Source organism: Nocardioides ginsengisegetis, from assembly GCF_014138045.1.
Classification (GTDB): domain Bacteria; phylum Actinomycetota; class Actinomycetes; order Propionibacteriales; family Nocardioidaceae; genus Nocardioides; species Nocardioides ginsengisegetis.
The window spans coordinates 3,452,776-3,474,005 of the sequence record NZ_JACGXA010000001.1; the positions used below are offsets into that span (position 1 = coordinate 3,452,776).

21 protein-coding genes are annotated in these 21,230 nt (G+C 71.7%); 11 read left to right on the forward strand and 10 right to left on the reverse strand.

Annotated elements, in window-relative coordinates:
- The first annotated feature begins 2 nt into the window (after positions 1-2).
- The 5 genes from FB382_RS16675 (at position 3) to FB382_RS16695 (ending at position 4,585) form a co-directional block, all read left to right on the forward strand.
- The gene (locus FB382_RS16675; RefSeq protein ID WP_125036510.1) at positions 3-272 is read left to right on the forward strand and encodes a flagellar biosynthetic protein FliQ; all 270 of its coding nucleotides are present in this window, start codon (positions 3-5) and stop codon (positions 270-272) included.
- Positions 273-290: 18 nt separating this feature from the next.
- Positions 291-1,052 (forward strand): flagellar biosynthetic protein FliR, encoded by a 762-nt coding sequence (locus FB382_RS16680; RefSeq protein ID WP_182540850.1) that lies wholly within the window; start codon positions 291-293, stop codon positions 1,050-1,052.
- Between the two features lie 7 nt (positions 1,053-1,059).
- Positions 1,060-2,229, forward strand: a complete 1,170-nt coding sequence (locus tag FB382_RS16685) for an EscU/YscU/HrcU family type III secretion system export apparatus switch protein (protein ID WP_182540851.1) — start codon at positions 1,060-1,062, stop codon at positions 2,227-2,229.
- Between the two features lie 74 nt (positions 2,230-2,303).
- A complete protein-coding gene (gene flhA, locus FB382_RS16690) occupies positions 2,304-4,349 on the forward strand; it encodes a flagellar biosynthesis protein FlhA (RefSeq protein ID WP_182540852.1) in 2,046 nt (681 codons plus the stop codon).
- Positions 4,346-4,585: a hypothetical protein gene (locus tag FB382_RS16695; protein WP_182540853.1), complete on the forward strand. Its 240-nt coding sequence runs from the start codon at positions 4,346-4,348 to the stop codon at positions 4,583-4,585. The genes flhA and FB382_RS16695 overlap by 4 nt, the downstream gene beginning before the upstream one ends.
- Positions 4,586-4,930: 345 nt before the next feature.
- Here FB382_RS16695 and FB382_RS16700 read toward each other — a convergent pair whose 3' ends face one another.
- The 4 genes from FB382_RS16700 to pdxH are packed head-to-tail and all read right to left on the reverse strand — an operon-like array spanning position 4,931 to position 9,942.
- Positions 4,931-6,889, reverse strand: coding sequence for an ABC transporter ATP-binding protein (locus FB382_RS16700; RefSeq protein ID WP_281379867.1), 1,959 nt, complete (start codon positions 6,887-6,889; stop codon positions 4,931-4,933).
- On the reverse strand, positions 6,886-8,619 hold the full coding sequence (locus FB382_RS16705; RefSeq protein WP_182540854.1) for an ABC transporter ATP-binding protein: 1,734 nt from the start codon (positions 8,617-8,619) through the stop codon (positions 6,886-6,888). The genes FB382_RS16700 and FB382_RS16705 overlap by 4 nt, the downstream gene beginning before the upstream one ends.
- Positions 8,619-9,251, reverse strand: a complete 633-nt coding sequence (locus tag FB382_RS16710) for a TetR/AcrR family transcriptional regulator (RefSeq protein ID WP_220481396.1) — start codon at positions 9,249-9,251, stop codon at positions 8,619-8,621. The genes FB382_RS16705 and FB382_RS16710 overlap by 1 nt, the downstream gene beginning before the upstream one ends.
- A 52-nt stretch (positions 9,252-9,303) precedes the next feature.
- Positions 9,304-9,942: a pyridoxamine 5'-phosphate oxidase gene (gene pdxH, locus FB382_RS16715; protein ID WP_182540855.1), complete on the reverse strand. Its 639-nt coding sequence runs from the start codon at positions 9,940-9,942 to the stop codon at positions 9,304-9,306.
- 122 nt (positions 9,943-10,064) lie between these two features.
- On the opposite strand from pdxH, the gene FB382_RS16720 reads away from it, so the two are divergent.
- On the forward strand, positions 10,065-11,168 hold the full coding sequence (locus FB382_RS16720) for a citrate synthase 2 (protein WP_125036518.1): 1,104 nt from the start codon (positions 10,065-10,067) through the stop codon (positions 11,166-11,168).
- On the forward strand, positions 11,144-11,755 hold the full coding sequence (locus FB382_RS16725) for a GNAT family N-acetyltransferase (RefSeq protein ID WP_220481397.1): 612 nt from the start codon (positions 11,144-11,146) through the stop codon (positions 11,753-11,755). The genes FB382_RS16720 and FB382_RS16725 overlap by 25 nt, the downstream gene beginning before the upstream one ends.
- On the opposite strand, the gene FB382_RS16730 is transcribed toward FB382_RS16725, so the two are convergent.
- Complete coding sequence (locus tag FB382_RS16730; protein ID WP_182540856.1) at positions 11,746-12,324, reverse strand: VldE C-terminal domain-containing protein; 579 nt, start codon at positions 12,322-12,324, stop codon at positions 11,746-11,748. The two genes, FB382_RS16725 and FB382_RS16730, sit on opposite strands and share 10 nt — an antisense overlap.
- A gap of 92 nt (positions 12,325-12,416) precedes the next feature.
- Here FB382_RS16730 and FB382_RS16735 point away from each other — a divergent pair, with 92 nt between their 5' ends.
- On the forward strand, positions 12,417-13,034 hold the full coding sequence (locus FB382_RS16735; RefSeq protein ID WP_182540857.1) for a methyltransferase domain-containing protein: 618 nt from the start codon (positions 12,417-12,419) through the stop codon (positions 13,032-13,034).
- A 109-nt stretch (positions 13,035-13,143) separates the two neighbouring features.
- Positions 13,144-14,292 carry a hypothetical protein gene (locus FB382_RS16740; RefSeq protein ID WP_182540858.1) on the forward strand — a complete coding sequence of 383 codons (1,149 nt, stop codon included), beginning with the start codon at positions 13,144-13,146 and terminating at the stop codon, positions 14,290-14,292.
- Here FB382_RS16740 and FB382_RS16745 read toward each other — a convergent pair.
- Positions 14,289-14,807 (reverse strand): GNAT family N-acetyltransferase, encoded by a 519-nt coding sequence (locus tag FB382_RS16745; RefSeq protein ID WP_182540859.1) that lies wholly within the window; start codon positions 14,805-14,807, stop codon positions 14,289-14,291. The genes FB382_RS16740 and FB382_RS16745 overlap by 4 nt on opposite strands.
- Before the next feature lie 50 nt (positions 14,808-14,857).
- On the opposite strand from FB382_RS16745, the gene serC reads away from it, so the two are divergent.
- On the forward strand, positions 14,858-15,970 hold the full coding sequence (gene serC, locus FB382_RS16750; protein ID WP_220481846.1) for a phosphoserine transaminase: 1,113 nt from the start codon (positions 14,858-14,860) through the stop codon (positions 15,968-15,970).
- Between the two features lie 64 nt (positions 15,971-16,034).
- Here the strand turns inward: serC and FB382_RS16755 are convergent, their stop codons facing one another.
- A complete protein-coding gene (locus FB382_RS16755; protein ID WP_182540861.1) occupies positions 16,035-16,532 on the reverse strand; it encodes a macro domain-containing protein in 498 nt (165 codons plus the stop codon).
- Between the two features lie 42 nt (positions 16,533-16,574).
- On the opposite strand from FB382_RS16755, the gene FB382_RS22610 reads away from it, so the two are divergent.
- Positions 16,575-17,888, forward strand: coding sequence for a SpoIIE family protein phosphatase (locus FB382_RS22610; RefSeq protein WP_220481398.1), 1,314 nt, complete (start codon positions 16,575-16,577; stop codon positions 17,886-17,888).
- Positions 17,889-17,892: 4 nt separating this feature from the next.
- Here FB382_RS22610 and FB382_RS16765 read toward each other — a convergent pair whose 3' ends face one another.
- From FB382_RS16765 to FB382_RS16775, 3 genes are read right to left on the reverse strand one after another with little or no spacing between them, the layout of a single operon-like run.
- Complete coding sequence (locus FB382_RS16765) at positions 17,893-18,897, reverse strand: DNA topoisomerase IB (RefSeq protein ID WP_182540863.1); 1,005 nt, start codon at positions 18,895-18,897, stop codon at positions 17,893-17,895.
- Between the two features lie 51 nt (positions 18,898-18,948).
- Positions 18,949-19,914 carry an SdiA-regulated/phytase-like domain-containing protein gene (locus FB382_RS16770; protein ID WP_182540864.1) on the reverse strand — a complete coding sequence of 322 codons (966 nt, stop codon included), beginning with the start codon at positions 19,912-19,914 and terminating at the stop codon, positions 18,949-18,951.
- Entirely contained in the window at positions 19,907-21,130 is a 1,224-nt protein-coding gene (locus FB382_RS16775; protein WP_343055645.1) for a class I SAM-dependent methyltransferase, read from the reverse strand. The genes FB382_RS16770 and FB382_RS16775 overlap by 8 nt, the downstream gene beginning before the upstream one ends.
- Between the last annotated feature and the right edge of the window lie 100 nt (positions 21,131-21,230).

Consider the following 21,230-nt stretch of genomic DNA (forward strand, 5'->3'; position numbering starts at 1 on the left):
CCATGACCGACACCGCCATCATCGAGATCGCCCTGCGCACCATGGTCGTCGCGCTGAAGCTCTCCGCGCCGATCCTGATGACCTCGCTGGTCATCGGCTTCACCGTCTCGCTCTTCCAGTCGATGACCCAGATCCAGGAGGTCACGCTGGCGTTCGTGCCGAAGCTGCTCGGCGTCGGCCTGGCCCTGCTGGTCTGCGGCAACTGGATGCTGCACACGCTGATCACGTTCACCACCGACCTCTTCGAGGCGCTCCCCTCCATGCTCGGCTGAGGTCACCGTGACCGTCCGATGACCCTCACCGTCGGGGGCGAGCCGCTCGTCGCGTTCCTGCTCGCCTCGATCCGGATCCTGGCGTGGCTGGCCGTCGTGCCGCCGTTCGCCGGGCGCAGCATCCCCGCGATGGCCAAGCTCGTCCTCGCGCTGGGCCTCGCCTTCGCGGTCGCCCCCGCGGGCGAGGCGATCCCGCTCGACACGGTGGGGCTGCTCTTCAACGTCGGCACCCAGGTGCTGGTCGGGGTCGCGATGGGCTTCGTGACCCACCTGCTGCTGTCCGCCGTGGCTGCGGCCGGCTCGATGATCGACGTGTTCGGCGGCTTCGCGCTGGCCCAGGGCTTCGACCCGCTGTCGATGAACTCCAACACCGTCTTCGGGAAGTTCCACCAGCTGCTCGCCACCGTCCTGCTCTTCGTGACCGGCGGCCACCTGCTCGTGCTCGGCGGCCTGCTCCGGACCTTCCACTTCCTGCCGCTCGGCACCACACCCGACTGGTCCGGCGCCGACGACGTCCTGGTCCGGGCCTTCGGGATGTTCTTCGTGACCGCCGTGCAGATCGCGCTGCCGATGATCGCCGTGCTGTTCCTGGCCGACCTGGGCCTCGCGCTGCTCACCAAGATCGCGCCGCAGCTCAACGCCATCAACGTGATGTTCCCGGCCAAGATCGGGCTCACGCTCCTCCTGCTCGGCCTGTCCTTCCCGGTCCTTCCGCCCGCGGTGCCGCGGCTCGCGGAGCTCGCCACCCAGGCGATGGCCGCCCTCTGCGGAGCGGGGTGACGAGGCCGTGAGCGAGGAGAAGACCGAGAAGCCGACCGCGAAGAAGCGGAAGGAGAACCGCAAGGAGGGACAGGTCCCGCGCACCCAGGAGCTCGGCGGGTGGGCCGCGGTGCTGCTGGTCGGTGCCGCGCTGCCGAGCCTGCTCGGCCACGAGCTGGGCACGTTGCGCGACCTGATGGCCACCTCGCTGTCGACCGGTGGGGAGGCCAGCACCGGCATGGCGTTCCGGATCCTGCACGAGGGGCTCCTGCATGCCTTCAAGGCCGTGATCATCCTCGGCTCGGGGATCATGCTGATCGGCGTCGCGGGGGCGCTTGCTCAGGGCGGCTTCTTCCTCGCCACCAAGTCGGTCAAGCCCAAGCTCTCCAAGCTCAACCCGATCTCCGGCGCCAAGCGGCTCTTCGGCCCGCAGGCGTTGTGGGAGGGCGCCAAGATGCTGATGAAGAGCGCCGTCGTCGGCCTGCTCGTCTGGTCGGCGGTGCGCGGGATGATGCCCTACCTCGGCGGGCTGATCCCGATCCCGGTGGTGCTCGCCGGGGTCTCCGACCACGCCGGCTCGATGATCCGATCGGTGGCCGTGGCCGGCCTGCTGATGGCCGTCCTCGACTACCTCGTGCAGCGCCGCCGGGTCGGCAAGAAGACCCGGATGACCAAGGACGAGGTCAAGCGGGAGCACAAGCAGTCCGAGGGCGACCCGCTCGTCAAGGGCGCCATGCGGGCCCGCCAGCTCGCCGCCGCGCGCAACCGGATGATGGCCGACGTCCCCACCGCCGACGTGGTGCTGGTCAACCCGACCCACGTGGCCATCGCGCTCCGCTACGAGCCCGAGCGGGGCGCCCCGCGCGTCGTGGCCCGCGGCGCCGGCGCCATCGCCGCCGCGATCCGCGAGCGGGCCGGGGAGCACCGCGTGCCCCTGGTCCGCGACGTCCCGCTCGCGCGGGCGCTCTACACCTCCACCCAGGTCGGCCACGAGATCCCGCCCGAGCTGTTCGCCGCGGTCGCCCAGGTCCTGGCGTTCGTGATCAGCCGCCGCTCGCGCGGCGCGTCCGGAGGCGAGCACCGCAGCCCGCGTGTCGAGGAGGACCTGCCGGCGGTCCCGGCCCTCGGCCGGCGGCGCCGTACGACGGAGGAGCCGGTGCCCCCGAACACCTCAGCAGGGCCCCCGACCGGCCGATAGGACCGGGGACGCCAGGACGGAGTCGCGAAGTGCCAGGGACGGCGCCGCACCGATCGACCCCGAAGGACGAGTCCATGGCCCTCAAACGGCTGACCCAGCTGGGTGTGCCGGTCGGCATCGTGATGATCGTCGTGATGCTGGTCGTGCCGCTGCCGGCGATCGTCCTGGACCTGCTCATCGCGCTCAACATCACCGGCGCGCTGCTGGTGCTGATGACCGCGATGTTCGTGGCACGGCCGCTCGACTTCGCGGCGTTCCCCGCCGTCATCCTGGTGATGACCCTGTTCCGGCTGGCACTCAACGTCAGCGCCACCCGGCTCGTCCTGCTCGACGGGTACGCCGGCAAGGTGATCGACACGTTCGGCCACTTCGTGGTCGGCGGCTCGCTGATCGTCGGCCTGATCGTGTTCGCGATCCTGCTCGTCATCCAGTTCACCGTCATCACCAACGGTGCCGGTCGGGTCGCCGAGGTCGGCGCCCGCTTCACCCTCGACGCGATGCCCGGCAAGCAGATGGCCATCGACGCCGACCTCAACTCCGGCCTCATCGACGAGGACCAGGCCCGCAAGCGGCGGGCCGAGGTGCACGCGGAGGCGGACTTCTACGGCGCGATGGACGGCGCCTCGAAGTTCGTGAAGGGCGACGCGGTCGCGGCCATCATCATCACGCTGGTCAACCTCATCGGCGGCTTCGCGGTCGGCGTCGGGCAGAACGGCATGGCCTTCGGCGACGCGATCAACACCTACTCGCTGCTCTCCGTCGGTGACGGCCTCGTCTCCCAGATCCCCGCGCTGCTGCTCTCGGTCGCCACCGGCCTGATCGTCACCCGGGCGACCGGCGAGGACGACATGGGCTCCGACATCGTCCGGCAGATCACCGCCAACCGGATGCCGCTGCGGGTGGCCGGCTTCGCGGCGTTCTCGCTCTGCCTGATCCCGGGGCTGCCCAAGATCCCCTTCGTGCTCGCCGGCGGGCTGATGCTGATCGCGTCGTCGCGGGTGCAGGAGGCCGCCGACGCCCCGGCCCCCGAGGCGGCCGCGCCGGCCCTCGCGTCCGCCGACACCCCCGAGCTGCTGGCGGCCGAGATCCAGGTCGACCCGCTCGGCCTCGAGCTCTCCGCGGACCTGATCGACCTCGTCGACACCAACGCCGGCGGCGACCTGCTCGAGCGGGTCAAGTCGCTGCGCCGGAAGATCGCCGTCGACCTGGGCATCGTGGCGCCGCCGGTGCGCACCCGCGACAACCTCGAGCTGCCCTCGCGCACCTACGCGATCCTGCTGTTCGGCATCGAGGTCGCCCGCGGCGAGGCGCCCCCCGGCTGCGTCCTCGCCATCGGCGACTTCCTCGGCTCGCTGCCGGGTGAACCCACCCAGGAGCCGGTGTTCGGCCTCGAGGCCAAGTGGATCCCGGCCGAGCTGCGCAGCCAGGCCGAGCTGTCCGGCGCCACCGTCGTGGACCGCGCCTCGGTCGTCACCACCCACCTCGCCGAGGTCGTCACCCAGCACGCCGCGCGCCTCCTCGGGCGTGAGGACGTCCGGATGCTCACCGACGTCGTGAAGCGCAGCCACCCCGTCGTGGTCGAGGAGCTCACCCCCGCCCAGCTCAGCCTCGGCGAGATCCAGCGGGTCCTCCAGTCGCTGCTCGAGGAGGGCGTCTCGATCCGCGACCTGGTCCGGATCTTCGAGGCCCTCTCGCTGCGCGCCGCGCGCACCAAGGAGCTCGACCCGCTCGTCGAGGCCGCCCGGATGGCGCTCGGCCCGGCGGTCGCCGCGCCGTACCTCGTCGACAAGGCGCTGCACGTCCTCACCTTCGAGCCGCAGCTCGAGCAGCGGATCCTGGAGTCGCTGCGACCCACCGACCACGGCGCGACGATCGCGCTCGACCCGGAGACCAGCCACGCGCTGATCACCCGGCTCGCGCAGCTCGCGACCGACGTCGAGAACCGGAACATCCGGCCCGTGCTGGTGTGTGCCCCGCAGGTGCGCGCCGCCGTACGTCGTCTCGTGCACCCGATCGTGCCGCGCCTCGCGGTGCTGTCCTACCAGGAGCTCACGGGTGCCGAGCAGATCAGGTCCGAGGGCGTCATCGGCGCCGAGCTGCCGGCAGGAGCTGTTGCATGAACCCGTTGTCCTGGCCCGTCGTCTGCGGCGCGCTGATCATCACTTCCCCCGCGCTGTACGGCGCCCTCGTCTCCGGGACCGTGTCGCTCGACGTGGCGCTGGTCCGGCTCGGCCTGTGCGCCGTCGGGATCTGGATCGTGCTGTCCCTCGCCGCCTCGCTCACCACCGATGCGCTCGCCGCGACGCGCCGGGAGCGGGCCGACGATGCGGCGACCGAGGAGATGCCGACCGTCTGAGGGCCGGGAAATGCAACGACCCGCAGGTGTGGACCTCGGGATGAGGCCCGCTCCGGTGGACGTGATGACCGGATCACCTGCGGGTCGGGTGTCTGCGTTGGATTTGCCAGCAGTACTTCGCTGACGGTTGCTGCTAGCGCGCAGCCACCTCACGCGTCCCATAAGAATTCATTCTTCGGACCACCTCCTTTCCCGTGTCCCACCACGGTAGGTGCCCCCGGTCGCCGCATCAAGGCATTTGTCCGCGGCGCTTCCTGAGGGGGGTCCTGCGGGGGTAGTCCCCAACGTAGTTGTCGCGATCGGGTCCGTTCGACGACATCTGCGGTGGGGACTATCCCCCCACGCTCACGCCACCGCCGCCGCGAACTGCGCGTTGTACAGCCGCGCGTAGGCACCGTCGTCGGCGAGCAGCGACTCGTGGGTGCCCTGCTCGACGATCGCGCCGTCCTCCATCACCAGGATCAGGTCGGCGTCGCGGATGGTCGAGAGCCGGTGCGCGATGACGAACGACGTGCGGTCGGTGCGCAGGGCCGCCATGGCGTGCTGCAGCAGCAGCTCGGTGCGGGTGTCGACCGACGAGGTCGCCTCGTCGAGGATCAGCAGCTCCGGCGAGGCCAGGAAAGCCCGGGCGATCGTGACCAGCTGCCGCTCGCCGGCGGACAGGTTGGAGCCGTCCTCGTCGATGTGGGTGTCGTAGCCGTCGGGCAGCGAGTGCACGAAGCGGTCGACGAACGTCGCCCGCGCGGCCTCGAGGATCTGCTCCTCGGTCGCGCCCGGCCGTCCGTAGGCGATGTTGTCGCGGATCGTCCCGGCGAACAGCCAGGTGTCCTGCAGGACCATGCCGATCTGGGAGCGCAGCGCCGAGCGCGGCATCGAGGCGATGTCGACGCCGTCGAGGGTGATCCGGCCGCCGGTCACCTCGTAGAACCGCATGACCAGGTTGACCAGCGTCGTCTTGCCCGCACCGGTCGGCCCGACGATCGCGACGGTCTGCCCCGGCGCGGCCACCAGCGACAGGTCCTCGATCAGCGGCGTCGCCTCGTCGTAGGAGAACGACACGTGCTCGAAGCGCACCTCGCCGTGCCGCGCCCCGGGCACAGCGGCAGCCCCGGACAGCTCGACGCTCTGCTCCTCGGCATCCAGCAGCTCGAAGACCCGCTCGGCCGACGCGACACCCGACTGCAGCAGGTTGGCCATCGAGGCGACCTGCGTGAGCGGCTGGGTGAACTGGCGGGAGTACTGGATGAACGCCTGCACGTCGCCCAGCGACATCGACCCGTTGGCGACCCGGAGCCCGCCGAGGACGGCGATGACGACGTAGTTGAGGTTCCCGACGAACATCATCACCGGCATGATCAGCCCGCTGACGAACTGCGCCCCGAAGGACGCCTCGTAGAGCCGCTCGTTCTCGGCGTCGAAGGTCGCCTCGACCTCGCGCTGCCGGCCGAACACCTTGACCAGCGCGTGGCCCGAGAAGGTCTCCTCGACGTGCGCGTTGAGCGTGCCCGTACGGCGCCACTGCTCGACGAACATGCCCTGCGAGCGTTTCATCACCGCGCGGGTGACCAGCATCGAGATCGGCACCGAGACCAGCGCGACCAGCGCCAGCACCGGCGAGATCCAGAACATCATCGACAGCACCGCGAGCACGGTCAGCAGCGAGGTGAGCAGCTGGCTCATCGTCTGCTGCAGGGTCTGGCTGATGTTGTCGATGTCGTTGGTGACCCGGCTCAGCAGCTCGCCGCGCGGCTGCCGGTCGAAGTAGGACAACGGCAGCGCGTTGACCTTGTCCTCGACCTCGGCCCGCATCCGCAGGACGGTGCCCTGCACGACGTCGTTGAGCAGGTAGCCCTGCAGCCACGCCAGCAACGAGGCGGCGACGTACACCCCGAGCACGAGGAGGAGCACGTCGGCCACCGCACCGAAGTCGACCCCCTGGCCCGGCGTCAGGTCCATCGAGGACACCATCGAGGCGAACCGGTCGTCGCCCCGCTGGCGCAGCGCCTCGACGGCCTGCGCCTTGGTGACCCCGGCCGGCAGCTGCTGGCCGATCAGGCCGGCGAAGATCAGGTCGGTCGCCTTGCCGAGGATGCGCGGGCCGATCGCGGACAGGAACACGCTGACCACGGCCAGCGCGACCACGGCGATCGCCTTGGGCTTGTCGGGGGCCATCCGCGCGACGAGCCGCTTGGCCGACGGCTTGAAGTGGGAGGCCTTCTGGCCGACCATGCCGCCGCCGAACGGACCGCGGCCCGGACCCGGTCCGGCCTGGATCCGCTCGGTCTCCTTGAGCGTGCCGCTCATGCTGCCTCCTCCGCGCTCAGCTGGGAGCGGACGATCTCCCGGTAGGTCTCGCACGTCTCGAGCAGCTCGTCGTGCGTGCCGCGGCCGACGACCTGGCCGTCCTCGACGACGAGGATCAGGTCGGCGTCGCGGATGGTCGAGACCCGCTGGGCCACGATCAGCACCGTCGCGTCGCGGGTCACCGGCTTGAGCGCGCCCCGCAGCCGGGCGTCGGTGGCGAGGTCGAGGGCGGAGAAGGAGTCGTCGAAGAGGTAGATCTCGGGCTTGCGCACCAAGGCCCGCGCGATCGCGAGCCGCTGGCGCTGGCCGCCGCTGACGTTGGTGCCGCCCTGGGCGATGGGGCTGTCGAGCCCCTCCGGCATCGCCGCGACGAAGTCGCGGCCCTGCGCGATCTCCAACGCCGCCCACAGCTCCTCGTCGGTCGCGTCGGGGTTGCCGTGGCGCAGGTTGGACGCGACCGTCCCGGAGAAGAGGTAGGCCTTCTGCGGCACCAGTCCGAGCACCGACCAGAGCAGGTCGGGGTCGAGGTCGCGGACGTCCTCGCCGTCGACCAGCACCCGGCCACCGGTCACGTCGAAGAGCCGCGCCACGAGGTTCACCATCGTGCTCTTGCCGGCGCCGGTCGACCCGATGACGGCCACCGTCTGGCCCGGCTGCGCCTCGAACGACACCCGTCGTACGACGGGGACGTCGGCGCCCGGGTAGGTGAACTCGACGTCCTCGAACCGCAGCGTGCCGTGCTCGACGACGTGCTGGACCGGGGCGGCCGGCGGCACGACGGAGGTCTCGGTGTCGAGCACCTCCATGATCCGGTCGGCGCAGACGGCCGAGCGCGGCACCATCATCAGCATGAAGGTCGCCATCATCACCGACATCAGGATCTGCACGAGGTAGGCCAGGAACGCCGTCAGCGCGCCGACCTGCATGTCGCCGTTGGCCACCCGGTGGCCGCCGAACCACAGCACCGCCACCGAGGAGACGTTGAGGATCAGCATCACGGCGGGGAACATCGTGGCCAGCCAGCGCCCGGCCCGCACCGCGACGACGGTGAGGTCCTGGTTGGCGGCGGCGAAGCGCTCGGTCTCGTGCGGCTCGCGGACGAACGCGCGGACCACCCGGACGCCGGTGATCTGCTCGCGGAGCAGCCGGTTGACCTCGTCGATGCGCTCCTGCATGACGCGGAAGCTCGGCACCATCCGGGTCACGATGAAGGCCACCGACCCGAGCAGGGCCGGGATGGCCAGCGCGAGCAGCCAGGACAGGCCGAGGTCCTCGCGCATCGCCATCACGACACCGCCGACCATCATGATCGGCGCGGCCACCATGAGCGTGCACGACATCAGCACCAGCATCTGCACCTGCTGGACGTCGTTGGTCTCGCGGGTGATCAGGCTCGGGGCGCCGAAGTGCTGCACCTCGCGCTGCGAGAACGACCCGACCCGCTGGAAGATCTCGGACCGCACGTCGCGGCCGAAGCCCATCGCCGTCCGGGCGGAGAACCAGACGGCGGCGACCGAGCAGCCGATCTGCAGCATCGCGACGGCGAGCATCACGCCGCCGGTGCGCAGGATGTAGTGGACGTCGCCCTGGGTGACGCCCTTGTCGATGATGTCGGCGTTGAGGCTGGGCAGGTAGAGCGCGGCCACCGTGCCGGTGAACTGCAGCAGCACGACCAGCGCGAGCAGGCCCTTGTAGGGCTGGAGGTAGGTGCGGACGAGGCGGATCAGCATCAGTGGTTCCCTGGCTCGGCGATGCCCCGGAGGACGACGTCGGCGACCTCGTCGGGGGTGAAGGGGTGTTCGGAGAACGGCATGCCCGGGTGCCATGCGCCGAAGACGAGGCTGCGCAGGACCAGGGCTGCCGTGGCGGGCGCGACCCGCAGCTCGGCGGCGTGCGGCGCGAAGAGCACCTCGGTGAGGTTGAGCATCAGCTGGCGGTTGGACTCCACGATGAACGCGGGCGGGCCGGGCTTCTCGTGCTTGGCCTGCTTGTCGGGGCCCTCGGCCATGAAGACCGACCGCAGCGCCATCATCACGAGCATGCCCTGCTCCATCCGGGCCACCAGTCGCTCCACGACCAGCACCATCTGGGCCCGCAGGTCGGCGGTGCCCGCGAGGTAGGCCGCCATCTCCTCGCGGCCGCCGGGCGGGTTCATCACTCGCTCCGCCACGGTCATGAACAGCTCGCGCTTGTCCTTGAAGACCCGGAAGATCGTGCCCTCCGCGATGCCGGCGGCCTCGGCGATCTCCTTGGTCGTCACCGTGCCGCCCTGCTGGGCCAGCAGTGGCACGGTCGCCGCCACGATCGCGTCGCGCCGCTCGTCGGGCGACATCGGCCGCGCCCGCTCACCTCGGGGAGTCATGCCCCGCATCGTAAGTGAGTGAGTACTCACTCACAAGCGGATTGCGGGACGACTACGGCGCCAACCGCTCGGTCCGCCACCCCTCGGGCGTACGCCGGTAGACCAGCCGGTCGTGCATGCGCCCCGGCCTCCCCTGCCAGAACTCCACCGCCTCGGGGCGGACGAGGTAGCCGCCCCACTCGTCGGGGACCGGCACGGCGTCGGGCTCGGGGAAGCGGGCGGCGGCCTCGTCGTACGCCGTGGAGAGCTCCTCGCGGCCGGCCACGACGCTCGACTGGTGGGACGCCCAGGCGCCGAGCCGGGAGCCACGCGGGCGGGAGGCGAAGTAGGCCTCGACGTCCGACCGCGGCAGCAGCGAGGCGACCCCGTCGACGCGGACCTGGCGCTCCAGCGGGTGCCAGGGGAAGAGCAGCGAGCAGGCCGGGTTGGCCGCGAGCTCCTGGCCCTTGCGTGACCCGGTGTTGGTGAAGAAGACGAAGCCGGCGGGCGAGATGCCCTTGAGCAGCACCATCCGCGACGACGGCGCCCCGGACGCGGAGACGGTGGCGACGACCATCGCGTTGGCGTCGTACACCCCGGCCTCGACCACCTCGCGCATCCACCGGTCGAACATCGTGAACGGGTCGGGTGCCAGGTCGGACTCGACCAGCCCGGCCCGGGAGTACTCGTTGCGGAGCGAAGCCAGGTCCATGAGGAGGACGCTACCCACCCGATCCTGTCGCTCGGGCGCCTCCGGGTGCAGAATGCCTGCGGCACATGTTCCCGAGCGGTAACCCTCCGCTCGACGCCCCGAGATCAAGGAGTCGCGCGCGCATGACTGAGGTACACCACGGACTCGAAGGTGTCGTTGCGTTCGAGACGGAGATCGCCGAGCCCGACAAGGAGGGCTCCGCCCTCCGCTACCGCGGCGTCGACATCGAGGACATCGTCGGCCGCGTGCCGTTCGAGAACGTCTGGGGCCTCCTCATCGACGGCGAGTACCAGCCCGGTCTGCCGCCCGCCGAGCCCTACAACATCCCGATCCACACCGGCGACGTCCGCGCCGACGTCCAGGCCGGCGTGGCCATGCTCGCGCCGATGCTGGGCATGAAGCAGACCTACGACATCTCCGACGAGCAGGCCCGCCTCGACCTCAGCCGGGTCGCGGTCATGGTCCTCTCGTACGCCGCCCAGGCGGCCCGCGGCCTCGGCCAGCCGATCGTCCCCCAGAGCGAGGTCGACCAGGGCCACACGCTCGCGGAGCGCTTCATGATCCGCTGGAAGGGCGAGGCCAACCCCCTCCACGTCCAGGCGATCGACGCCTACTGGTCCTCCGCGGCCGAGCACGGCATGAACGCCTCGACGTTCACCGCCCGCGTCATCACCAGCACCGGCGCCGACGTCGCCGCGGCCTTCTCCGGCGCCATCGGCGCGATGAGCGGTCCGCTCCACGGCGGCGCCCCCTCGCGCGTGCTCGGCATGATCGCCGACGTCGAGGAGACCGGCGACGCCACGGCCTACGTCAAGGGGCTGCTCGACAAGGGCGAGCGGCTGATGGGCTTCGGCCACCGCGTCTACCGCGCCGAGGACCCGCGCGCCCGCGTGCTCCGCCGTACGGCGCGCGAGCTCAACGCCCCGCGCTACGAGGTCGCCGAGGCGCTCGAGCAGGCCGCCCTGGCCGAGCTGCGCGAGCGCCGTCCCGACCGCGTGCTGGAGACCAACGTGGAGTTCTGGGCGGCGATCGTCCTGGACTTCGCCGAGGTGCCGGCCAACATGTTCACCTCGATGTTCACCTGCGCCCGCACGGGCGGCTGGTCGGCCCACATCCTGGAGCAGAAGAAGACCGGCCGGCTGATCCGCCCGTCGGCCATCTACACCGGGCCGGCGGCGCGCAAGGCTGACGAGGTCACCGGGTGGAAGGCCGAGTGGGCGGGCTGAGCCCCGACCTCCCCACGCTGCACACCGACCGCCTGACGCTGGTCCCGGTCGCGGACGAGCACCTCGCGCTCCTGGTCGCGCTGAACGCCGACCCGGAGGTGATGGCGTTCATCCGCGGGCGGGCGGCCACGCCCGAGGAGACGCTCGTCGAGTGGGACCAGCGGCGCGGCCCGCAGAGCGACATCGCCCGCGGGCTGGGCTACTGGGTCGGCTTCACCGGCGACGGGTCCGCCGGGGAGTTCGTCGGCTGGTGGTCGGCCTCGTCGTTCGCCGCCGACCCCGCCGTTGCGGGCCTGGGCTACCGCCTGCGCCGCGCGGCCTGGGGCCGCGGCCTCGCCACCGAGGGCGCCCGGGCGACGGTGGGCCAGGCGTTCGGGGTTCCGGGCGTCGATCGGGTCCTCGCCTCGACGATGGCGGTCAACACCGCCTCCCGTGCCGTGCTCGCCCGCGTCGGCCTGCGGCACACCGACTCGTGGGTCCAGGAGTGGGAGGACCCGGTCCCCGGCTGGGAGCAGGGCGAGGTGCTCTACGAGATCAGCCGCGCGGAGTGGGCCGCGGCTCACCCCGCCCAGACTGCTCAGCCCTGATCGAGCCGGCCCGCGAACCAGCTGGTCAGGCCCTTGCCGCCCTTGCGGGTCAGCGAGATGTGCAGGTGGTTGCGGTGCCGCAGCGTCTTGGAACATTTCGTCTTGGTCTTGCAGCTGCTGCTCAGGTAGGGCTCGGCGCGGTAGCCGTCCCACGCGGAGTACATGTGGTCCGACCAGATCCAGTACATGATCCCCATCCGCCGCGCCCACGCGTCGGTGTTGCCGTGGGAGTCGGTACGGCGCACCCGCTCCATGAACGCCTTCGCGACGGCGCGGTCGTGGTCGTTGCCGGCGTTGAGCGACCAGTCGAAGGCCCGGCCCTCCTTGTGCTCCGACGTGCCGCCCGAGCCGCACGGCCGGGAGATCCCGCCGAACGCCCCGCCGTACTTCCGCACCAGCCAGTGGCCGAGGTAGACGGTGCCAGGCTTCGCCTTGGGCGAGCACTTCGTCTGCGGCTGGTAGTGCGGGTAGTCCTCGATCGGGGAGGCGCCGGCGACGGCCGGCGCGGCCAGGACGAGGGTGAGGACGACGAGCAGCACGCGGACGGTGCGGCCGAGCAGTGTGGTCATGAGGGCTCCCGAGTGAGACGAACAGCCATCGAGGCTAGGTCGGTCGCGCGCGTCTGTCCGGGGAACCGCACGGCCCGTGATCGGATGGTGATGTGACCGACGAGTACGACCTCGACGAGCAGCGGGACATCTGGGACGCCGAGGCCGCGGCCTTCGACGAGGCCCCCGACCACGGCCTGCGCGACCCCGCCGTGCGGCAGGTCTGGCGCGAGCTGCTGCTGCACAACCTGCCCGACGCCCCCGGCCGGGCCGCCGACCTCGGCTGCGGCACCGGCACCCTCTCGCTGCTCCTCGCCGACGCCGGGTGGCGCGTCGACGGCCTCGACCTCTCCCCCGAAATGGTCCGCCTCGCCCGCGCCAAGGCCGGCTCGCGCACCGACGTCTCCTACGTCGAGGGCGACGCGTCGGCGCCGCCGTTCGAGGCCGGCGCCTACGACGTCGTCCTGTGCCGCCACGTGCTGTGGGCGCTGCCCGACCCCGTCGACACGCTGCGGCGCTGGGAGGCGCTGCTCGCCCCGGGCGGCCGCCTGGTCCTGGTCGAGGGTCGCTGGTTCAACGGGGCCGGGCTGGCCGCGCGCGAAACCGTCGAGCTGCTCGCCTCCGTCGGGCGGCAGGCGGACCTGACCCTGCTGCCGGAGCCGGCGTACTGGGGCCGGGAGATCACCGACGAGCGCTACCTCGTGGTGAGCCGATCGGCCGCACTCGCGTGACATGGCTCACGCTCGCGCCGATTTTGCGCCACCCCGGCGTTTCGGGGACCGTCGCTCGGGGATTCTTCACACGCGCCATGGGGACAACTCACCGAACTCGAGGAGAGACGTGCACCACACGCTCGACACACCCCACAGGCCTGCCCTGACGACCCGCCGGTCCCGCGCCGGCGCCCTGACCCTCCCGCTCGTCCTGCTGGTCGGCGTGCTCGCCGCCCTGGTCGGCATCGCCCCGGGCCCCGCAACGGCCCGGACCACCAGCACCACCGCCTCCACCGCCAGCCCCACCACCGGCCCCACCGCTTCCGCGCCGTCCGAGTGCGCGACGTCCGGCACCTACGTCTGGTCCCACCTGCACGCGTGCGGCTGGCCCAGCGGCGGGACCACCGGCCCGCAGGCGAAGAACTGCCCCGGGGGCACGCTCACGCCCCGCGGCGACAACAACCAGTCCGTGATCCACCTGCGCACCGCCGGCGCCCTGGTCAGCTGCCAGCAGATCAAGGGCTGCCTGAGCGTCGAGGCGCCCAACGTCGTCATCCGTGACGTGGCCGTGCAGTGCACCAGCGGCCGCACCGGCGAGGACGCCAACGGCACCGCCGTCATCAGCGTCACGCACGGTGCGAGCGCCAAGATCGTCCGCACGGCCACCGACGGACTGCGCGGCGTCCACGCCTGCGTGTGGCACATGGGCACCGCGCTCGAGGTCAACCGGCTGGACTGCAAGCACGTCAACGACGGCGTCTTCAGCTGGGCCTCGTCCGGCGACTCCAGCGAGGGTGACCACTTCACGGTCCTCAACAGCTACCTGCACAGCTTCACGACCCGCACGGCCAACGGACACATCGACGGCTACCAGACCGAGGGCGCCTCGCACGGCCTGATCCGGCACAACACGCTGCTGATGACCTCGGACGACAACAACTCCTCCGACAGCGCGATCGCGATCTGGGACGGCCAGAAGAGCAGCAGCGACATCCTGGTCAAGCACAACCTGATCGCCGGTGGCGGCTTCTCCGTCTACGCCCACGACTACAGCCCCTCCGACAGCAACCCGTCGGGTGGCTTCAGCGTCACCGACGTGCGCTTCGTCGACAACGTGTTCAGCAAGCGCCTGTTCGGTTGCGTCGGCCAGTGGGGCGTCTGGTTCACCCGCGGCCAGCCCACCGACGGCTGGCACCGCTCGGGCAACGAGGTCCTGGAGACCCAGGCGGACATCGACGACCAGAACCCCGAGAACGGCGGCCAGGTCTGCAGCTAGACCTCGCCACGCTCCAGGACACCAAGGGCCAGCCGCTTCCCGAAGCACCGGGACAGCGGCTGGTCCTTGTAGTAGCCGAAGCCGGGCACGGGGACGTAGGCCGACGAGGTGTAGAGCGCGATCGCCTCGGGCTGCTTCATGCCGGTCTCGAGGACCAGCACGTCGATGCCGGCCGCGATCGCGGTCGCCTCGAGGTGGGCGAGCACCGCGCGCGCCACGCCCGCCCCGCGGGCCGACGGCACGACGTACATCCGCTTGATCTCGGCGGCATCAGTGGCGCCCAGCGCGCGCACGGAGGTACGTCGCCACGCACCCGTCGCGACCGGCTCGCCGTCGTCGTAGGCGACGTAGAAGCTGCCCAGCGGGGGCTCGAACATCGCGTGGTCGAGGGGGGTGTCGTCGGGGCCGCCGTAGCGCTGGACGTACTCCGCCTGGACCTCGTCGATCAGCCGCATCGCGTCCGGCTGGCCGTAGGCCACGCGACGGATCTCGAGCAGCGCCGGGGTGACGGGCATCTGGACTCCTCCCGGGGTGGCCCGAATCGGGGTGCCAGAATAGGGGGGTGCTGACGATCCCCGCCGACCTGCTCCCCGCCGACGGTCGTTTCGGCGCGGGTCCCTCGAAGATCCAGACCGGCCACCTCGACGCGCTCGCCGCGACCGGCGCGTCCCTGATGGGCACCTCCCACCGGCAGGCCCCGGTCCGCGACCTCGTGGGCCGGGTGCGAGACGGGCTCGCGTCGCTCTTCGACCTGCCCGAGGGCTACGAGGTCGTGCTCGGCAACGGCGGCGCGACGGCGTTCTGGGACGTGGCGACCTTCGGCCTGATCCGGGAGAAGAGCCAGCACCTGTCCTTCGGCGAGTTCACCTCGAAGTTCGCCAAGGCCGCCGCCGACGCCCCGTGGCTGGCCGCGCCCTCGGTGCTCAAGGCCGAGCCCGGCTCGCGGTCCGTGGCCGTGGCCGAGGAGGGCGTGGACGCCTACGCCTGGGCCCACAACGAGACCTCGACCGCGGTGATGGCGCCCGTGCGCCGTCCCGCCGGCACCTCCGCCGACGAGGCGCTGGTGCTGATCGACGCGACGTCCGGTGCGGGCGGGCTGCCCGTCGACCTCGCCGAGTCGGACGTCTACTACTTCGCCCCGCAGAAGTGCTTCGCCTCCGACGGCGGGATCTGGATCGCCATCATGTCGCCGGCCGCCCTGGCCCGGGCCGACGAGATCGCGGCCAGCGGGCGGCACATCCCCGCCTTCTTCGACCTGCCGACCGCCATCGACAACTCGCGCAAGAACCAGACCTACAACACCCCGTCGGTCGCGACCCTCTTCCTGATGGCCGAGCAGCTCGACTGGATGAACGCCTCCGGCGGCCTGCCCGGCATGGTCGAGCGGACCACCGCCTCGTCCGACGCGCTCTACGGCTGGGCCGAGAAGACGGCCTACACCACGCCGTACGTCGCGGACCCCGACCACCGCTCGCTCGTCATCGGCACCATCGACTTCGACGAGGCGATCTCGGCCGACGCCGTCGCGGCCACGCTGCGCGCCAACGGCGTCGTCGACACCGAGCCCTACCGCAAGCTCGGGCGCAACCAGCTGCGGATCTCGATGTACCCCGCCGTCGACCCCGCCGACGTCGAGGCCCTCACCGCCTGCATCGACTACGTGGTGGAGCACGCCTGACGGAGCGATAGTCCCCAACGTTCTTGTCGTCCGAACGCTCAGATGACGACAACAGCGGTGGGGACTACCCCGACAGCGCCGCCCTCATCAGCTCGTACGTCGCCCCGTCGAACGCCACCAGCCGGGCCTCCGCGACATCGGTGTCGACCGCGCGGAACATCTCGAGGGCGGCGGCGATCGCGTCGTCCTTGGGCCAGCCGTAGACCCCGGCGCTGACCAGCGGGAACGCCACGGCGCCGGCGCCCAGCTCGTCGGCGACCTCCAGCGCCCGGCGGTAGCAGGACGTGAGCAGGCCGCGGTCGGTCTGACCGGCGGTGCGGTTGGGGCCGACGACGTGGATCACCCACCGGGCGGCCATCTCCCCCGCCGTCGTCCAGCCGGCGTCGCCGGTGGCCAGACCGTGCGGGAAACGGGCGACGCAGTCGGCCAGCACGGCCGGGCCTCCGGCGCGGTGGATGGCGCCGTCGACGCCGCTCCCGCCGCGCATCCGGTTGTTGGCGGCGTTGACAACCGCGTCGACCTGCTGGCGGGTGATGTCGCCGTGGACCACCGTGATCTCCATGAACCAGACGCTAGCCCGACCCCGGGCCCTATGCTCCGAAAGGTGGGGCCGACAGGAGGGCTGGGAATCGTGGCGGGCGTGCTCGACGCGGCTGAAGCCGCGTCCCCGGTCGAGGCCGTCGAGGCCGTCACGCGTGAGTTCGGAAAGGCCCTCGGTGCGGCCAGGATCTCCTTCCTCATCGCCGACCTCTCCGGCCGGGCTCTCGTGCGGCTGGCCCACATCCGGCTGGGAGCCGACGACGGCGCCGAGACCCCCGACCCGCTCGGGCGCAACGAGCGCCGGTCCCTCGAGGAGTCGGCAACGGTCCTTCCCTTCGACGGGGGGCCGGCCGAGCAGGCGGTGCGCTCCCAGCAGGTGCGGGTGGTGGCGCCCGGCCAGCCGGGGGCCGAGGCCGAGGACCTGAGCCTGTGGCGCGTGCTGGCCCCGGTGACCGAGCGCGGTGAGGTCATCGGACTCCTGGAGATCGTGCTGCCCGCGGAGCCATCACAAGAACACGTGGGTGAGATCTCGAGGCTGGCCCACCTGCTGGCCTTCGTGGTGATCGCCAACCGTCGCCACACCGACCTCTACGAGTGGGGACAGCGCACCCGCCCCTTGAGCCTGTCCGCCGAGATCCAGCACCGACTGCTTCCCGGCCCCCAGACGTGTGAGGCAGGGTCCTTCACGCTCGCGGGGTGGCTGGAGCCGGCGGCGGGCATCGCCGGGGACACCTTCGACTTCAGCCTGGCGCGCGACCAGCTGCACCTGTCCCTCACCGACGCGATGGGACACGGCGTCGGGGCCGCCCTCACCGCCACCCTGTGCGTGGGGAGCCTGCGCAACGCGCGCAACGAGGGCGCCTCCCTGCTCGAGCAGGTCACCACGACCAACGCCGCACTCACCGAGCACGCCGAGCAGATCGGGCTCGAGGACTTCGTCACCGGACTGATCGGCCGCGTCGACCTGCGCACGGGGTCGATGGAGCTGGTCAACGCGGCCCACGTCGCGCCCTACCTCGCACGCGGACCGCACGTGCGCACCCTCGACCTGACCGTGGACCTCCCCCTCGGCCTGTTTCCCGGCACCACCTACACCGGCAACCAGCTGACCCTGCTGCCGGGCGACCGCATCGTCTTCGTCACCGACGGCATGCTGGAGCGCAACGCCGTCGACGTCGACCTTCCCCGCGAGATCGCGCAGACCCGCGGGCTTCACCCGCGCGAGGCGGTCCGGGCGCTCGCCGACCGGGTGCTCGAGGCCACCGGGCAGGCGTTGAGCGACGACGCCACCGTCCTGTGCCTGGACTGGCACGGCCACCACGGGCGGGACCGCGACAGCCTCCACGGAGCAGACCGGGTGCGCGCCAGCGGCGGGTGAAGGACTAGGCCGTCGTCAGCAGCCGCAGCGTGGCGCGCTCGAGGGCCGCCTGCCGGGCGTCGGGACTGTCGTGGCTCCGCCGGGTGGTGCCCCGGATCGTGCGGCCCTGCTCGTAGGCCTCGATCACGCGGGGGTCGACGTACGACGAGCGGGCCAGCGTGGGCGTGTTGCCGAGGAACGACGCGACCTCCTTCATCGCGCCCGAGACCGCACGCTTGCGGGACGCCTGGCTCTCCCCCGGCTCCTCGGTCTCCGCGAGCGCGGCGGCCGCCAGCACGGTCGCGTGCCAGGTCCGGAAGTCCTTCGCGGTGGCCTCGAGACCGGTGCTCGCGCGGACGTACTCGTTGACCAGCGCCGGCAGCATCGACCGCCAGGAGCGCCCGTCCTTGTAGGACAGCAGCCGCAGGTCCTGACCGCGCCGGCGCCGCATGATGTCGATCGCCTCGATCACGACGGCGTCGTCGATCTCGATGCGGTGGTCGACGCCGGACTTGCCGGTGAACGTGAAGACCAGCCGGTCCTGCCGGCGTCGCACGTGGCGCCGCTCGAGCGTGGTCAGGCCGAAGCTGCCGTTGGTGTCGGCGTAGACGTCGTTGCCGATCCGGAAGTAGCCGAGGTCCAGCAGGCGTACGGCGGCCGCGCAGGCCCGCTCGAGCGGCATGCCCTCGCGCCCGAGGTCGGTCAGGACGAGCTCGCGCGCCCGGGTCAGCGCCTTGCCGAACTCCAGCATCCGGTCGAACTTCTCCGCGTCCCGCCGGGCCCGGAAGTCCGGGTGGTAGAGGTACTGGCGCCGGCCGGCGTCGTCGGTGCCGACGGCCTGGAGGTGGCCGTTGGGCCACGGACACACCCAGACGTCCTCCCACGCGGGCGGGATCACGAGGTCGCGCACGCGTTGGGCGTGCTCCTCGGGGAGCCGGGCGCCGTCCTCGTCGAGGTAGACGAACCCCCGGCCGGCACGGCGACGGGTCCAGCCGGGCTGGTCGGGCGAGGAGCGACGGGTCCGCGGCATGGCCGGGAGCCTAGCCAGCGCGACAAAGGTCGCGGCTCACCCGCAGGAGGGTCAGCGCGGCCGCAGCGAGCGCAGCAGCACGACGAGGGCGGCGACGCCGATGCCGCCGGTGAGCAGCCAGGGCCACACCGGCCGGTCATCGACCTGGATCCCGATGGACCGGTCGGGCACCCCCGGTGAGGGTGACGGCGGTGGGGTGGCCGCGGACGGCGGCGTGAGGGCGTCGCGCACCTCGGCCGGCAGCGAGACCCGCAGGACCGGCTCGTGCTGGCCCTCGGAGCTGACGAAGAGCGTGCCGCGGGCGTCGACCGCGATCCCCTCGCCCTGGTCCTGCACCGGGAGCCGGAACTCCCCGACCTTCTCCATCGAGGGGAAGGCATAGACGACGGCCATCGAGTAGTCGCGCAGCACGAGGTGCCGCCCGTCGGGGAAGAACGCCCCGTCGGTGGCGATGGGCAGCACGTCCCCCACGGCCCTCAGCCGGTTGGGCGAGGTGGCGGAGAGGTGTCTCGGCACGGCGTACAGCCGACCGCCGAAGACATCCTTGGTCGCGACGTAGACCCGGCCGGTGCGCGGGTCGGACAGCAGCGTCTCGGCGTTGTGGGCGCGGTCCGGGTAGACCAGCTCGTACGCCGGCTCGTGGACCGTCGCGTCGGCGGCCCCGACCGGGACCCGGGTGATGCGGACCGAGTCGCGACCCTCGCCGTTGTCGCCGATGTCGCCCACCCAGACGTGGCCGGGCCCGGCCGGCGCGAGCGCCTCGACGTCGACGGGGTCCTCCGACCAGTGCGTCACCCCGACGGTGCGCCCGGTGGCCGGGTCGACCGCGAACACGCGCCCGGAGTCACCCGAGTCGTTGGTGGTCAGGAACAGACCGTCCTGCACGACCAGCGCGCTGGACTCGATGATCTCGGGGTCGGCGAACGTGAAGGCCGTCGTGCCCTGGGTGCCGGACGAGGAGACCGTCCCGAGCAGGAACGGCACGGCCGCCAGGACGCCGAGGATCCGGTCAGCCATGGCCCGGGAGCTCGGCGAGCAGCTCGGCCAGCCGCGGCCGGATCCCCCAGGTGGCGACGAGGTCGTCGTACTCCTTGCGCACGCCGCCGCCCTTGACCGGCGCCCCCGTCCGGACGGCCCGGAGCATGGTGTTGCGCGGGGTGTGCTGGCTCTCGACGAACTGCACCACGTCGACGCGGTAGCCCTCGATCCGCAGCAGCGAGGCCCGCAGCCCGTCGGTGAGGGTGTCCGCGAGGCGCTCGCGGAGGATGCCGTGGCGGGTGAGCATGGCGTAGGGCGCGGGGGTCGGCGCCTTGCGCAGCTGCGCCGCGATGTCGTGGTGGCAGCACGGCGCGGCCAGGACCAGCTGGGCCTCCCACCCGACGGCGCGGGCGAGCGCCTCGTCGGTGGCGGTGTCGCAGGCGTGCAGGGCCAGCACCACCTCGGGCGCCCGGTCGAGCTGGGCGCCGGAGATCGAGCCGACCACGAACTGCGCGTCCACGCCGAGGTCGGAGGCGACCTTGCTGTTGTGCTCGCGCGACTGCTCCTTGACGTCGACGCCGGTGACGACGACGGGCAGCCCGCGGACGGAGGTCAGGAAGCGCTGGGCGGCGAAGGTCAGGTAGGCGTTGCCGCAGCCGAGGTCGACGATCCGGAGCGGCTCGTCGGCGGTCGGGGTGCGGAGCTGGCCCTTGGCCATCGCCTCGGTGACCGAGGCGTCGAGCAGCCGCAGGAACTCCTCGACCTGGCGGTACTTCGCCTGCCGGCTCGGCTTCAGCCGGCCCTGCGCGTCGGTGAGCCCGATCGCCCGGAAGACCGGGTCGTCCTCGGCGAGCAGCCGCTCCTTGTCGCGGTCGTGGCCGCGGTCGACCTCGACCTCCTCGGTGCGCTCGGTGGTGTGCAGCATCGCCTCGAGCTTCTTGGTCACCCGGACCTGGTGGCTCTGGGTCGTGGTCTCGACGTGCCAGTTGGCGAACGGCTCGTCGAGCAGCCCGTCGACCGCGTCGCGCGCCTCGTCCCCCACGGCGTGGTTGGAGGTGTGCGCCTGGGTCTCGTCGTACGCCGTGACCTGCAGGTGGCGGCCGGCCTTGAGGTCGACGTAGCGCAGCTCGACGCGCTTCCAGCGGGTCTGCTGGCCCTTCTGGCGCCCGGACGCGACGGCCTTGACCAGCGTCTCGGGGTCGAGCAGGTGGCCGCGCATCTTCGCGAGGACCCGCAGGAGGGGTTCGGCGCTCACTTGTTGACCACCGAGGCAATGACGACGAGCAGGAGCAGCGCCACCAGGGCCACCGGGATGACGAGGCGGCGATGGCGGGGATTCACGCGGGGTCCCTGCG